The sequence below is a fragment of the Streptomyces sp. NPDC060035 genome (assembly GCF_042736635.1).
Classification (GTDB): Bacteria; Actinomycetota; Actinomycetes; order Streptomycetales; family Streptomycetaceae; genus Streptomyces.
Window position 1 is genome coordinate 1 of the sequence record NZ_JBHWVO010000045.1, and the last position, 14,581, is coordinate 14,581.

Sequence of the window (14,581 nt, forward strand, 5' to 3'; positions counted from 1 at the left end):
TACCTGCCCCCCCCCCCCCCCGCCGCTGTCCCCCCCCATGTGGGGGGGGGGGGGGGGGGGGGGGGGGGGGGGGGCGGGGGGGCCGCCGGCCCGCGCGGCGGGGGGCCCCCCGGCCCGCACCGTGTCCACGCCCGCCGCGCCCTTCAGGAGCGCGGGAGTGCTGTCTGTGCTCATGGACTATTCACGGTCTTCCGCGGTGGAACGACGACGCATGGCGAACAGCAGCCCGCCACCGGCGAGGACGACTACGGCGATTCCGACACCGATGAGGACTCCGGTGGAGCTGCTGCTGTCGTCGGACGAACCGCCCGACGCACCGGCGGCCGGGACTGCCGACCACCAGCTCCAGTAGCCGTCCTGCCCGAAGATGTTCCCCGCATCGGAGGGCATCGTCGTGATCGACTCGATCTGGTCGGTGCGGTAGGCCTCGACAGCATTCGGGTACGCCATGACATTCATGTACCCCGTGTCGTACAGCCGCGACTCCATCTGCTTGACGAGGTCAGCCCGTTTGGCGGGGTCGTACTCCGCGAGCTGCTTCGCGTAGAGCTCGTCGTACTGCTTGTCGCAGATGAAGTTGTCGGTCGCCGCCGACTCCTTCGCCTTGGCCGGGAGGGCCGCGCAGGTGTGGATCGACATGACGAAGTCGGGATCCGGGTTGACGGACCAGCCGTCGAAGGCGAGGTCGTACTCACCCGCGTACCAGGGGTCGGAGACGTTGTCGCGGCAGTCGACCTTCAGTCCGACTCCGAGGTCGCCCCACCACTCCTGGAGGTACTTGCCGATCGCCTTGTCGTTCGGGTCCGTGGCGTGGCACAGGATGCGGAGGTCGAGCGGCTTGCCGTCCTTGCCGGCCCGCTTGCCTGCGCCGGTCTTCCTGTAGCCCGCCTGGTCGAGGAGGGCGCCGGCCTTCGCCGGGTCGTAGCCGAGCTTCTGTTCGGCCGTCGGCTTCCAGAAGTACGAGTCGTAGCGGGGCGGGATGTAGCCCTCACCCTCTATGGCATGGCCCTGGAAGACCTTGTCGATGATGGCCGTGCGGTCGACGGCCATGAAGAGCGCCTGACGGACCCTCTGGTCCAGCAGCGCCGGGTGCCCGTCGCCGAACTTCTTGCCGTCCTTGGTGCGCGCGCCCGGGTTCGTGGCCAGCGCGTAGAAGCGCCTGCCGGGGGCGTCGTTCACCTTGATGTTGTCGGTGGTCTTCAGCGAAGCGGCCTGGGCCGGGGTCAGACCCGGGCTGCCGGCGACGAAGGAAACTTCACCCTTTCGGAGGGCGGCTACGGCTGCGTCCTGGTCTTTGTAGTACCGGAAGACGAGCTCGTCGAACTTGGGTGCACCGCGCCAGAAGTCCTTGTTGGCCTTGAGCTTCACATAGCTGTCGACCTTGTAGTCCGTCAGGATGAACGGGCCGTTGCCGACGACCGGGAACTTCGTGTCGTTGTTGAACTTCGAGAAGTCGGAGACCTTCTCCCAGACGTGCTTGGGAACGATCGGCACATCGAGCGCCGTCATCGTGGCCTGCGGCTGCTTGAGTTCTATGACCAGCTTGTCCGCGCTGGGGGCGGTCACCTTCTTGAAGTTGCCGACGAAGCTGCCGTTCGAGGTGGCGGCGCCCTCGTCGGTCATCATCTTGTTGAAGGTCCATGCCGCGTCCTCGGCGGTGGCCTTCCGGCCGTCCGACCACTTCGAGTCGGACCGGATGGTGTACGTCCACGTCAGCTTGTCCGCCGAGGGCTCCCACTGGGTGGCGAGCCCGGGGATCGTGTGGCTGTCCTTGGCGTCGTAGTTGGTCAGGTAGTCGTACATCAGGCGGTGGATGCTCGTCGAGAGCAGCCGCTGCGCGAGGAACGGGCTCAGGGAGTCGATGCTCTGCGCGACCGCGACCGTGAGCGTCGACTTCCCGCCGTCGGCGGCCTGCGCCTCCTGCGGAGCGGGGCCGATCGGGTTTCCGGGGACGACCGATCCGGCGGCCAGCGCGAGGGCGGCGGCGCCGGAGGCAAGAAGGATGCGTACGTGGCCGCGTGGGCGGGTGGAGCGTGGTGAGAATCTTGTGACCATAGGACGTAAACCTCGCGTCATGACTCGCACGGTGAAGGCGGGCAGGTCTCTGGTTCGCCAGCTGGTGAAGCGAAGGTTTATCAGCGGCGGTCACGCGCGTCAACGACGGGTCAAACCGCGTGTGGGCTGCGGGAATGCAAGAAGGGCCCGCACCGTGGGAACGGTGCGGGCCCTCATTGGTTTAGACCTCTACTGCCTTACTGCTGAGGGGCCGGCGGCGGCTGCGGCGGGTACTGCTGCCAGCCGGCCGGCGGAACGGGACCTTGCAGTTCGGGCTGACCGGGCTGACCTGCCTGGCCATCGGGGTGTACGGGCGCCGGAGGCGGACCGGCCGGGCTCGCACCCGACTGCGCCTGGGAGGGCAGGGACTGCTGCCAGCCGTTCTGCTGCACGCCCGGGCCGGGGTGCGGCGGGTACGGCTGTTGGGGTGCGGCGGCCTGCTGGGGCGGAGGCTGCTGGCCGCCGTACGGCTGTTGCGGGTAGGGCTGGCCGGGCTGAGGCTGCGCGGGATACGGCTGCGCGGGGTAGGGCTGCTGCGCGGGCTGTCCGGCGTACGGCTGGTGGGGCTGCTGGGGTGCGTACTGCTGCTGGCCCGCCCCCTGCTGACCGGGCATCTGGTGTCCGGGCATCGGTGGGGCGAACTGCGGCGGCGGGCTGCTGCCGTCCGCCGTCCACAGCCCCTGCTGCTGCTGGGCCCGCTGGAAGTCCTCCGCGACGAGCGCCGAGAGGTGGAAGTACGCCTCGCGGGTCTTCGGACGCATCATGTCGAGGTCGACCTCGGCGCCCGCCGACAGGTGCTCGTCGAAGGGAACGACCACCACGCCGCGGCAGCGCGTCTCGAAGTGCTGCACGATGTCATCGACCTTGATCATCTTTCCGGTCTCGCGGACCCCGGAGATGACCGTGAGGGACCGCTGCACCAGGTCCGCGTACCCGTGCGCCGACAGCCAGTCCAGTGTGGTGGACGCGCTGGACGCACCGTCGACGGAGGGTGTCGAAATGATGATCAGCTGATCGGCGAGATCCAGCACGCCGCGCATCGCGCTGTAGAGCAGGCCGGTCCCCGAGTCGGTGAGGATGATCGGGTACTGCTTGCCCAGGACCTCGATCGCCCGGCGGTAGTCCTCGTCGTTGAAAGCCGTGGAGACCGCCGGGTCCACGTCGTTGGCGATGATCTCCAGGCCGGAGGGCGCCTGCGAGGTGAAGCGGCGGATGTCCATGTACGAGTTGAGATACGGGATCGCCTGGACGAGGTCCCGGATGGTGGCCCCGGTCTCGCGGCGCACCCGGCGGCCCAACGTGCCGGCGTCCGGGTTGGCGTCGATGGCAAGGATCTTGTCCTGCCGCTCCGTGGCCAGCGTCGAGCCGAGCGCGGTGGTCGTCGTGGTCTTGCCGACACCGCCCTTGAGGCTGATGACCGCGATCCGGTAGCAGGACAGCACCGGTGTGCGGATCAGGTCCAGCTTGCGCTGACGCTCGAGCTCCTCCTTCTTGCCGCCCAGCTTGAAGCGGGCGGCGGAGGAGGGGTTACGGCTGCTCTTGGCCTTCTGCTTGCCCCGGACCAGCCGGTCGGAGGAGAGCTCCACAGCGGCCGTGTAACCGAGCGGGGCGCCGGGCACGGAACGCTCGCGCTGGTCGTGGGTGACCGGTGTGGGCCAGGCTGCTCCCGCGCGCGGGTCGACGGGCGGGGCCTGGGGGCCGGGCTGCTGGTACTGGTAGGGCTCGGGCGGCTGCGGGGCGACGGGGGCGGGCAGATTCGGCGTGCCCTGGACCGGCTGCTGCGGGATCTGTGGGGTCTGCGGGATGTGTGGGGCCTGCGGGGGAAGAGGGACGCCTTGCGCGGGGAATTGCTGTGGCGGGGGGGCCTGGGGCGGGAATCCGTAGCCGCCCTGGGCTCCTTGGGCATCAGCCTGGCCCGGGTACGACTGGGGCGCGCCCTGCCCCGGGTACTGCTGCTGCGGCGTCTGCGGGAACCCGTAACCGCCCTGCGGTGCGGGCATGTTGGGCTGAACAGGCTGAGGGGCCTGGTGGGGTGCGGGTGCCTGCGGGAACCCGTAACCGCCCTGCGGTGCGGGCATGTTGGGCTGAACAGGCTGAGGGATCTGCTGGGGTGCGGGTGCCTGCGGGAACCCGTAACCGCCGGGCGCCTCATTGGTGGGCGTCGGCGGCGTCGGTGCGGGTGCCGGCACGGGCGCGGGCCACTGCGACGCCGGCTGGGGCGTGCCGGGCTGCGGCGTGGCGGGGTGGAACGCGGGCGGCAGCGGCGGGAGGGCGCCCTGCGGCGGCGCCGGGGACCAGGGAGCAGGCACGTTCGACGGCGGCGCGTCCCGGGGCTCGTCGGCGGGCAGGGTGCCGGCCGACGGAACGTCCTCGGGCGCCGCGTCCGTAGCGACGTCCGCGGGCTCTTCGGCCTGGACGGGGTTTGCCGTCGGTACGTCGTCCACAGCCGGCGCGGAGTCCGCGAACGGGGCCGGGTCCGGTGCGGTGCCGGAAGCCGGGGCAGGCGCGTCAGCGCTTGTCTCCGTGAGCTCCTCGGAGTCACCCGTACCCGTTTCGTTCACCGGAATGGATGGTTCCGCACCGATGTCCCCGGACCCGGACCCGGACCCGGATTCGTCCGCGGCCTCGGGAGCGGCAGGCTCCGCCGGATCGCCGGAAACCGCAGGACGGGAAGTGCCGGAAGCCACGGCTTCGGCCTTGGCCGCTGCCTCGCGCTCCGCGATCTCCCGCTTCAGCGAGGCAGGAGAGAACCGCATCGTCGCGCCGCTCGCCAGATCGCCGCCCCCGAACGGGTCCGCGGCACTGCTCGCGGCATCCGTACCCTCGGGACCCGCCGAAGCCGAGGCGTAAGCCGCCGGCCCGGGTTCGGAGGGCGACGCGGACGGCGCAGGCGATACAGCCGGCGCGGACTCGGACGGCGCGGGCGGAGCCGGCGACCAGTTGGGCTCGAATGCGCCGCCTGCCGGCAGTCCGGGCACGGACACCGGCGCCCCTTGCGGCGGCGGAGGCGGCGCCAGGTGCGACCCCGCCCCGCCGGACGAGTCACCCGACGCGTTCTGCGTGTACCAGGCGGGCGGGGTGTAGTCGATGGTGAACTCACCCGTCATCTCGGCGGGATCCGCGTCGGACGACTCGTCGACGGGCGTGTTCCATCCCCCGCTGATCTCGTCCCGATCGCCGTTCACTTTGCCTCCTGGTGTGGTCGAGCACCCTTGTGCCGTGGTGGGTGGGGGCGACCGTTCCCGTTGTCCGGTCCGCCCGGCTCTCCCCCTTGCGACGCGCAATGTCTGCCCGCAGGTTCCTCTGCCGTGCCCACACCCACCCTAATCGCCATGGGGCGCACTACGGCAGGCCGTACCGCACGTGAAGAACTGTCCGGTAGGTCACGCGCAGCCCTCGAGCGAGGCGAGTACGGCGGAACGTGAAGGAACGGGCTATTTGTCGCACACCGGGATGTGGTCGGACGCAGCGAGAGGCGGCAGTCCCGGACAGCCGCCCCGCACCGTGCAGTTGCCTACGTGAGGTCGAATTCACCGTCCCGCGCGCCCAGTACGAACGCGCGCCACTCGGCTTCCGTGTACCGCAGCACGGTCTCCGGATCCAGCGAGGAGCGCATCGCGACCGCACCCTGGGGGAGGTACGCGATCTCGACCCGTTCCTCGACCTTCTCGGTACCGGGTGCGCTCAGCCACTCCACATCCGAGATGTCGAGAGCGTAGAGCTCGTCCTTTTCCTGCTGGGTGCCCATGCGCACGTCCCTTCGGTCGAACCGTGTCGTTCCCCCGCCATGATCCTGAAAAGCGGCGGGTCCGGGGTGCAAACGAGACAGGATTCAGTCCATCCTGCGCGCAGTGCCCAGCAATCCGGTCTCGACATCCGTCGCGCCGGTCATCACCCAGTGGCGCTCGCGCCCCGCCACCCAGAGCGTGACACCGTCCGCCAGGGTGGGCAGGGCCTCGCTCTCGGCCCGTGCGAGTCCCAGAATCCTGCCGATCTGCTCCGCCTCGGCCGGCGAGACCCGCTGGATGCCGACGAGCGTCGACGCACGCAGCAACCGAGGTGCCACGGGGCTCAGATAGGGCAGGAGCGTCAGCACCGACTGCCACGGCGAGGAAACCACACGGCCACGGGGCGGGCGCATGCCGCAGTCGCGCACCACCACCACCGGGCTACCCACGGTCGCTCCGGTCGGCGGGACCTGGCCCACGTCATGAAGGGAGATGCACTCGAGACCGGCACCCGCGGCCTGTGCCAGCGTGGTCCACGCCTGGGTGCGCCCCGTCTCGACCGCCACCCGCGCACCGGTACCGGCTGCGCGCAGTGCCAGCACCTGCGCGGTCCACAGTCCGCCGATCAGCAGGATGTCGTACGGTGCCGGGCGATGGAACCCGATCATCTGGGGGCGGCCTTCGGCATCGTCGCCGATGATCACCCCGTCATCCCCCACCGGCAACGACAGCGCGCCCAGGTGGTCCGCCGCCAGAGTGTGGCCGGCATGGCGGGGACCCAGCAGTCCCCGCCTCGGAGCGATGTGCTTCCTCACTGCGCGCCTCCCAGCGGGAGTGTGGCCAGGACACCCGGCAGTTGTTCGCGGTCCAGCCGTACGAGGCCGACCTTCGCATGCCGTGCGGCCTGCTCCAACGTCCTTCGCACCCCGACCAGTTCGGTGTCGGAGCCGCCGGTGATCCGTACGTGGCCGCGTACGGACACATGGCCTTGGTGCGCACCACGGCGCACCGTCAGGCTGAACGTCGTCGCATACGCGGGAACCGAGGTCAGCAGCGAGACGAGCCGCGGCAGCGGAGTGGCTCCGCGGCCCAACTCGGGCCAACGGTCCACCGCGTAGGTGGTGTGCCAGCGGTCGTCGCAGCGCCAGACCCGTGGTGTCTCCATCGTCCGCCGCTGCGGCGGAGCATCCGGCCGACCCGCACGCGCCGACAGGATGGGGTTGGCGCACGCGGACGTCGCCACGGCGGAGTTCAGCTCCTCCTGATCCAGTACCGAGGCCCGGAACCCGGCGCCGGTGATACGGCTCGCCACGTGGTCCGCGGCCCGCACCAGGCAGCGCTGCGCTCCTCCGATGCCGCCACCGCGTGCTTCCACGGCCTCCCGGCACAGCTCCGGATCCAGCTTCACCGCCACCCAGGTCATCCGCAGGGCGGGCGCCCCGGTCCGGTCCTGCAGGGGGCCGTACGAGAGCCGGGCGACCGACCGCTCCGGCAGATGCGGCGCCGGAGCGGGGCGTACCTGCTGCACGAGCTGCGCCGACTCCAGCACGATGTCGTCCACCGCGAGTGCGTCGCCCAGGAGGGACAGCGGAAGAGCCCGCGCCCCCAGGGCCTGGCGGAGCGATTCACCGCTCGCCTCGACCCGTACGACCGCGGTCAGGAAGGTGCCGTCCCCGACCATGCCCACCGTGCGGCGGGCGCCGTCCACATAGATGTACGGAGCGAATCCCGGCACGTTCTCCGCCACCGGAGCCAGCTGCGGCTCGGTGTCGGCGGCGGGCGCCGCGGCGGTCCGCCTGCGATGGCGGAGGGACGACACGGTCGACAGCCAGTCCTGCACGGCCCGGCCCCGGCGGCGTACCACCGCGAGAAGGATCAGCAGACAGGCGATCACGCCGGCGGGAATCAGCCACGCACCGCCGAGTGCCGCGCCCACCACGGCGACTGCCAGGGCTGCCTCGACGAGAACCAACTGCCGCAGCGCGGGCCCGACGCGGCCGGTCCTGGAGATCGAATGGAGAGTGGTCGCCGCAGGGGCGTCCGCCGACCGCGGGGGAGTTGTGCCGTCCGACCCGTTGCTGCGTTGCCGCCGGGAAGAGCCGGGCGTTCGGTGCGTGGACCGCCTCGTGCGCTCCCCCGTCGCTGCACCCATCGCCGCGTTGCCCCCTCGTGTCCGTATTCACCGTTTTTTTCACGGGCGTTGATCGGGCGATCACCCTACCTGAGCGGTGACAGCCAAGTGCCAACAGGCATAGTAGGGGTCCCGGTCGGGGGCAGCGGCCCACGGAGGGTGTGGGAACCTGGTCGCCCACTGGGGAGAAGGGGCAGCGCGCACATGGCATCACGGCGGGACGAACTCAATGCCTACACCTTCGCGAAGCGGAGGTTGGTCGCACAGTTCCTGCAGCCCCACCCGTCCGGTTCGGAAGAGGGTGCACCGCGCCCTCTTCGCGCGGTGGTCCCCGGAGTAATCGTCGGCGTGGTCGTCCTGGCGGTGTTCGGAGCCTGGGGGATGTTCAAACCCGTGGCTCCCCAGAAGTGGGACACCCCCTACGAGAACGTCATCATCGCCAGTAAATCCACCACCCGGTATGTGGTGTTGAAGACCGACGGCAAGACGCAGCTCCACCCGGTGCTGAACATGTCCAGCGCCAAGCTCCTCCTCGCCCCGGACAAGGGCACGGTCATCAACGTCGACGAATCGGTCCTGGACAGCGGCAAGATCCCGCACGGGGCGACCCTCGGCATCCCGTACGCCCCGGACCGCCTTCCCGACAAGTCCGAAGCCGGCTCCACGAAGCGCTGGGCGGTCTGCGAGCGGCCCGGCGAGGGCGGCAGGGCCATCCAGAAGGCGGCGTTCGTCTTCGCGGAGCGCGAGCAGAAGAAGACCGAGGGCGCGGGCAAGCTGCAGGGCGGCGAGCTGATGTACGTCGAGGGTCCGGGACCGGACAGGACCCGCTACATCGCGGACGCCACGGGCACGGCGTACGCCGTGGAGAAGGACGAGTTGCTGCTGCGCACCCTGGTCGGCCAGGACCGAGACCCCCAGCGGGTGTCCGCCGACTGGCTCGACACGCTGCACGCGGGGGACAAGGTCACCTTCCCGGCCATTGAGGGAACTCCCGGTACCGACGCGGGTGTTCGCGGAAAGCTGCAGCCCGAGGACAACAAGGTGGGCATGGTCCTCGCGGCGACGTCCGGCACCAGGACCCAGCAGTACGTGGTCCTGCAGGGCAGGGTCGCCCCGGTGTCCGACTTCGTTGCCAAACTTCTGCTCAGCAGCCGCGCCCTGGTCAACCTCGGTCAGGACGGCAAGGCGAAGCACGTCAGCGCCGGAGCGTTCGAGCCGGGTGAGGCGTTCGGGCAGGAGACGAAATGGCCCACGAGCGAGCCGACGCCCGTCAACTCCGCGAGCACCGCGAGCGGGAGCCGTAACACCGTGTGCAACGTCCTGCGCGGTGTCTCGGAGAAGGACGGTGCCGCCACGCTCAGCACCTGGGCGGGCACGGGCTTTCCCGCCACGCTCCCCACCGGCTCCAGCAGCGCCTACGTCACCCCCGGATCCGGCCTGCTCTTCCGGCAGTTCAAGGGTTCCAGCCCCGACTCCGGTCCTCTTTTCCTGGTGACCGACACCGGTCTGCGCTATGCCATGCAGTCCAACGGCGACAGCGTGCAGGACGACTCCGGCATCGGCGAATCCGGCACCAAGGAGGAGAGGGCGAAGAGCCGGCAGGAGGCGCAGCAGGCGCAGAGCCAGCTCGGGTACAAGGACGTCGATCCCGCGCCCGTTCCCGCCGCATGGTCCGCCTTCCTGCCGACGGGCCCGCGCCTCTCGACCGGCGCCGCCCGCCAGCCGCAGGGTTCGTGAGGAGCGATCACGTGACCACGCAGCCCTTGCCCACACACCCCTCCTACCGCCGACGCCTGCTGACAGCCGGGGCGGCCACCGCCGTCCTGTTCGTCACGCTGCCGGTGCTGCCCGCGGCCGCGGACGACTCCACCCAGTGCACCTTCCCCTCGAAGAAGTACGTGGGCCGCCCGTGGGCGCTGCAACGCGTGCTGATGGACGAACTGTGGGAGCAGTCCACCGGCAAGGGCGTGCGGGTGGCGGTCATCGACACCGGTGTCGACGTCAAGAACCCTCAGCTCACGAAGGCCGTGGACACCGGGAGCGGCCGCAACTTCCTGCCGAAGGACCTCAAGGACGAGAACGGCAGCAAGGTCGAGCGCGGCAAGGAGAACGGCACCACCGACGTGGTCGGCCACGGCACCAAGATCGCCGGCATCATCGCCGCGCGAGAGGCGAAGGGCACCGGCTTCACCGGCCTGGCTCCCGACGCGACGATCATCCCGATCCAGCAGAACGACGCCGAGGGCCACGGGACCGCGGAATCGCTGGCCGCTTCCATCCGTTACGCCGCCGACCAGGCGAAGGCGGACGTCATCAACATCTCCCAGGACACGGCCAACGCGGTGAAGCCCACGCCCGTCCTGAAACAGGCGGTGGACGCTGCCCTGGCCAAGGAGATCGTGATCGTCGCCTCGGCCGGCAACGACGGACTGGGCGGAAACGTCAAGGAGACCTACCCGGCCTCGTTCGAAGGGGTCCTGGCCGTAGCCGCATCGGACCGCAACAACGAACGGGCGGCCTTCTCCCAGTCGGGCGAGTTCGTGGGCGTCGCCGCCCCCGGCGTGGACATGATCTCGACGGTCCCCGGCGGCGGTCACTGCGCCGACAACGGCACCAGCTTCTCCGCCCCTTACGTCGCGGGAGTCGCGGCCCTCATCAAGGCCAAGCACAAGGACTGGACGCAGGAACAAGTCGTCGCCCAGATCGAGCAGACGGCGGAACGCTCGATCGCGGGCCACGACCGCCTGGTCGGCTGGGGCGTCGTCGACCCCGTGCGCGCGCTGACCGAGGACGACAAGCCCATCGAGAAGCCGGTGGCACACGAGGGCGTGAGCAAGGGCGAGGCACCCGTGCCCGCCGCAATTCACATGGGCGAGACGGCGGACGAACGCAACGCGAGGCTGGCGACCTACGTCGTGGTGGGCGGGGGTGTGCTGGTCGCCGCCATAGCGGGTGCGGCGGTTGCCGTGCGCGACAGGCAGCGGCGTCAGGGACGACCGAGCGGTACGTGATGTGAGGGAAGTTACGTCATGGACAAGACAGTTGGACCTGTCAGTGCCATTGGCTAGAGTGATGTTGTGGGGCCAGTGCCGTTCACGCGGGTGCGATAGCAACGCGAAACGGACTGAGCAAACGGGGAATCGGGGAAGGGCAGCAACGTGAGCGAGGGCAAAGGGGATCTCCGGCGAGGTGTAGGCGCCCTCGAGCAGTTTCAGAAGCGCGTGAACGCGTTGCTGACAGATCTCGAGAGTTCACCGGCCGGCAAGTCGAAGGTCGCGGCACAAACGGTGTCGCGTACCTCCTTGAGTGGCCAGAACGCATGTTTCGCGGAAGCGGATGGGCTCTACACCCAGTACAACCGTGTCCACGAGTCGCTCGTCACGCTCTCGAAGTCGCTGGGCGACCAGATCGAGTACCTGAGCCTCGGCGTGCACGCGGCGGCGGTCGGCTTCGACAACGTGGACGACGACACGCGGCGGCGATTCTACGAGATCCAGACTCGTCTGGACACGGAGCGCGAGAAGGCGCAGGACGAGAAGACGGCCAAGCCTGAGCAGCCGCGCTCCGACAGCAAGACCGGCTCTGCCTACGACGACTTGGGTGATAGCTGATGAGCGACGACAAGCAGCCGGAACTGACTCCCGCGGAACAGCAGCAGCAGGACACGGAGCGTGTCCAGGGGCAGTTGCTCGTCACGGATGTGACCCGCCAGATGCAGGACGTGATGGAGTCATTCGGCTTCGGGGGCTCCGGCTCCTCGGGACGGACCTCCTTCGAAGGCCACGAACTCAACTCGATGATCGACCTGATCGAGAACTCCAAGCCGGAACACCTCGAGGACGCGGGCCAGGCGCTCCTGAAGGCAAGGACCGCGATCAGCGACGCGGCGAAGGAACTTGAAGACTTCATCAAGGACGTCGACTGGGAAGGCGACTCCAACAAGGCCTTCCGGGACTGGGGCACCGGCCTGGTCGCCCACGCCCGCAAGCTGGGAGAGTTCGCGCAGACGGCCGGTACGCAGATCACCGTCGCAGGCACGGGCCTCGCCTCGGTCCGCAACTCCCTCCCGCCCCGCGATACCCGCCTGAGCCGCAAGACCCCGGACGAGGTCGAGGCCCCGAAGCGAGTCGAGGGCAACCCGGAGTACCAGGCGGCGTTGAAGGTCGAGAAGGACCGCCAGGAGGCCATCAACCAGGCGAACCGGCTGGCTTCGTACTACGCGGTCTCGGAGGAGACGCTGGCGGCACAGGAGCCGCCGCGGTTCGAGAAGCAGCTTGATGTTGCGATGCCGCGGCCGCGAAATGACTACCGCCTTCCCGAGAGCTCTGGGCAAGACTCCGAGGTGGCGGGCGGTGGGGGAGGGCAAGGATCCTCTTCTGAGCGAACGGCTATCGGCAGCTCAGGCACAGCGGGTGGCCCTCAGGCATCGTCCGCAGCAGGACTTGGATCGGTTACACCCGTTCTGGACAAGGGCACATCGACAGAGATCAATAGCGTCGCCACCCTGCCGCCCTCTGTAACCACTCCAAGCACGCCTTCTCCGCCACTGACTGCGAGCCCCGCGGTATCTGGGGGAGGCCCAATTCCGCCCATGGCGACCGGTTTCGTGAACCCCGTGACAGGCAGTTCACGGAGCCCCCAGACAGCAACAGGTGCGCCCAGAGCAGTTGGCCAGGCAGGGACCAGCGGTCCCAGAGCAAGTGGTCCCACGGGCGGCGGCCCTGCTGCGAACGGCCGCACCGGTTCCCCGGTGGGGCGCCCTTCGCCCATGAGCGCCGGCCCGGCCTCCGGACGCGGAGGTGGCGGGCCGCAGGCCCCCACTGCCGGCCGGTCCGGTGTCACTGGCGGCAGGCCCACAGCAACAGGCCATGCAGGTACGTCCGGAGCTACCGGCCCGCGTGCCGGCCGAGCAAGCGGCATCGTAGGCGGGACCCCGCAGCGCGCCGTTCCGGGCGCGAGTACACCTGGGGGTGCTCGTGGTGTCCCGCGCGGCACGGTCATCGGAGCCGGGGGACCGGCACGAACGGGCGGCCCGGTGGGCGGCGTTGGCCAGCGAGGTGTCGTCGGAGCCGGTGGAACGGGTAGCGCGTCCCGCCCTGCTGGGCGAGGTACTCCTAGCACCAACGGAGTTGTGGGCACACCCCGTGGAGGCGCTGCGCGACCTGGCTCAGGCGCGAAGGGTTTCACCCCCGGAGGCGCGGGACTTGTGCGTGGCCCTGCAGGCCGGAGGGACTCCGGGGACGAGGACCAGGACGACGGCACGCCGCGCCCGGACTACCTGACGGAAGACAGAGAGACGTGGGAGGCCGGCCGGCGTGGAGTCGCACCGCCGGTGATCGAGTAGGTACAGGGAAGGTTCGGAAGTCAGGATGACAGCAGGAATGAGCCAGACCCGGAAGCGTCGTGTGCCTCTCGGCTTGAGAGGCCACCTGCTCGGCACGATGGCTGTGGCCGCTGCCTGGAGTGTGGGGTTCGCGGGGGCTGCTCCCTCTGCGGTCGCCGCAGACGCGCAGTCGAAGCAGTGGTACCTCGAACCCATGCATGCCGAAGAGATGTGGAAGACGACCACAGGTGAAGGCATCAAGGTTGCTGTCATCGACACCGGTGTTAATCCGTCGACGCCGTCACTGAAGGGCCAGGTTCTCAAGGGGCTTGACGCCACGGGGGCTGAGGGGGACGAAACCGACGACTACAACGGCCATGGCACCACGATGGCTGAGCTGATCGCCGGAACGGGTGAGGGCGGGGGCCTGCGAGGCCTTGCACCCGGCGCGAAAATCATTCCGATGCGGATCACCAACACTGAATTTCAGAACGCGCATTCGGTGAATCCACATGACTCGGAAGACGCAATTCGGGCTGCGGCGGACAGTGATGCGCAGATCATCAGCATGTCGTTCGGTAGCGACTTCCCCGGAAGGGAAGAGCGAGAAGCTGTCGAATACGCAGAGAGCAAGGGAAAGCTATTCTTTGCAGCTGTCGGCAACCTTGCGGAAACGAAAAACAAGGATCAGTATCCGGCGGCGTATCCGCAGGTCGTCGGCGTTGCCGCGACTGATAGTAGTGGCAAGGCCTCCACGTACTCTCAGCATGGCAAAACCGTAGATATTGCCGCACCGGGTGATGGAATTCCAGCGTGGTGTGACTCGAAGTTCCAGGGCTACTGCGACTCTGAAGGCGGGACCAGCCAGGCAACCGCCATCACGTCGGCCGCGGCTGCCCTGATCTGGTCGGCTCACCCCGACTGGACGGCTAACCAAGTCCTCAACGTCCTCTTCGATACCGCGGGGCGAGGTGACTGGGAAAAGGGCACGCTCAGCAACTACCTCGGGCACGGCATCATTCGCCCGGCCGTCAACATCCTCAAGGGCACTGGAACGCCTGGCGCTCCGGACATCAGCCCTCTCACCAAGGAGAAGACGTCCGGTTCTGCGGGCTCAGCCGCCCCTTCCGCACCAGCTTCGTCACAGCCTGACAAGAAAGAAAAGGCCGACGGCGCTGCCCTGGCAGGCTCAGGCACTGAGAAGAACGACGACAGTCAACTGGGCCTGATCCTCGGCGGAGTGGCAGTCGTACTCGTGCTCGGCGGCGGCGCTTTCGCGCTCGTCCGCAAGCGCCGCGCCGCCTGATTGACCGTAGTTCCTCATACGCACCCCCGGCGGGAACG

At 69.1% G+C, this 14,581-nt stretch carries 10 protein-coding genes; 5 read left to right on the top strand and 5 right to left on the bottom strand.

All coding sequences use genetic code 11. The annotated features are described in order from the left end of the window. Window positions 1-177: 177 nt before the first annotated feature. From ACFWBQ_RS36410 to eccE, 5 genes are all read right to left on the bottom strand, one after another. Entirely contained in the window at window positions 178-2,055 is a 1,878-nt protein-coding gene (locus ACFWBQ_RS36410; protein WP_385507600.1) for an ABC transporter substrate-binding protein, read from the bottom strand. A 197-nt stretch (window positions 2,056-2,252) separates the two neighbouring features. Then, on the bottom strand, window positions 2,253-5,240 hold the full coding sequence (locus ACFWBQ_RS36415) for an SCO5717 family growth-regulating ATPase (RefSeq protein WP_385507601.1): 2,988 nt from the start codon (window positions 5,238-5,240) through the stop codon (window positions 2,253-2,255). A 329-nt stretch (window positions 5,241-5,569) separates the two neighbouring features. Continuing rightward, window positions 5,570-5,803: a DUF397 domain-containing protein gene (locus tag ACFWBQ_RS36420; protein ID WP_385507603.1), complete on the bottom strand. Its 234-nt coding sequence runs from the start codon at window positions 5,801-5,803 to the stop codon at window positions 5,570-5,572. Window positions 5,804-5,887: 84 nt separating this feature from the next. Further along, window positions 5,888-6,598 (bottom strand): hypothetical protein, encoded by a 711-nt coding sequence (locus ACFWBQ_RS36425; protein WP_385507604.1) that lies wholly within the window; start codon window positions 6,596-6,598, stop codon window positions 5,888-5,890. Beyond that, window positions 6,595-7,935, bottom strand: a complete 1,341-nt coding sequence (gene eccE / locus ACFWBQ_RS36430; protein ID WP_385507606.1) for a type VII secretion protein EccE — start codon at window positions 7,933-7,935, stop codon at window positions 6,595-6,597. The genes ACFWBQ_RS36425 and eccE overlap by 4 nt, the downstream gene beginning before the upstream one ends. A gap of 183 nt (window positions 7,936-8,118) precedes the next feature. Between eccE and eccB the strand changes: the two genes are divergently transcribed. The 5 genes from eccB to ACFWBQ_RS36455 all read left to right on the top strand — a co-directional run bounded on the left by eccB (window position 8,119) and on the right by ACFWBQ_RS36455 (window position 14,543). Beyond that, window positions 8,119-9,651, top strand: a complete 1,533-nt coding sequence (eccB, locus tag ACFWBQ_RS36435; RefSeq protein ID WP_385507610.1) for a type VII secretion protein EccB — start codon at window positions 8,119-8,121, stop codon at window positions 9,649-9,651. A gap of 26 nt (window positions 9,652-9,677) precedes the next feature. Then, window positions 9,678-10,925, top strand: coding sequence for a type VII secretion-associated serine protease mycosin (mycP, locus tag ACFWBQ_RS36440; protein WP_385507656.1), 1,248 nt, complete (start codon window positions 9,678-9,680; stop codon window positions 10,923-10,925). Window positions 10,926-11,072: 147 nt separating this feature from the next. Continuing rightward, the gene (locus ACFWBQ_RS36445) at window positions 11,073-11,525 is read left to right on the top strand and encodes a hypothetical protein (RefSeq protein WP_385507612.1); all 453 of its coding nucleotides are present in this window, start codon (window positions 11,073-11,075) and stop codon (window positions 11,523-11,525) included. Beyond that, complete coding sequence (locus ACFWBQ_RS36450; RefSeq protein ID WP_385507614.1) at window positions 11,525-13,258, top strand: hypothetical protein; 1,734 nt, start codon at window positions 11,525-11,527, stop codon at window positions 13,256-13,258. Before ACFWBQ_RS36445 ends, ACFWBQ_RS36450 begins: the two co-directional genes overlap by 1 nt. A gap of 25 nt (window positions 13,259-13,283) precedes the next feature. Next, window positions 13,284-14,543, top strand: a complete 1,260-nt coding sequence (locus ACFWBQ_RS36455) for a S8 family serine peptidase (RefSeq protein ID WP_385507616.1) — start codon at window positions 13,284-13,286, stop codon at window positions 14,541-14,543. Window positions 14,544-14,581: the final 38 nt, after the last annotated feature.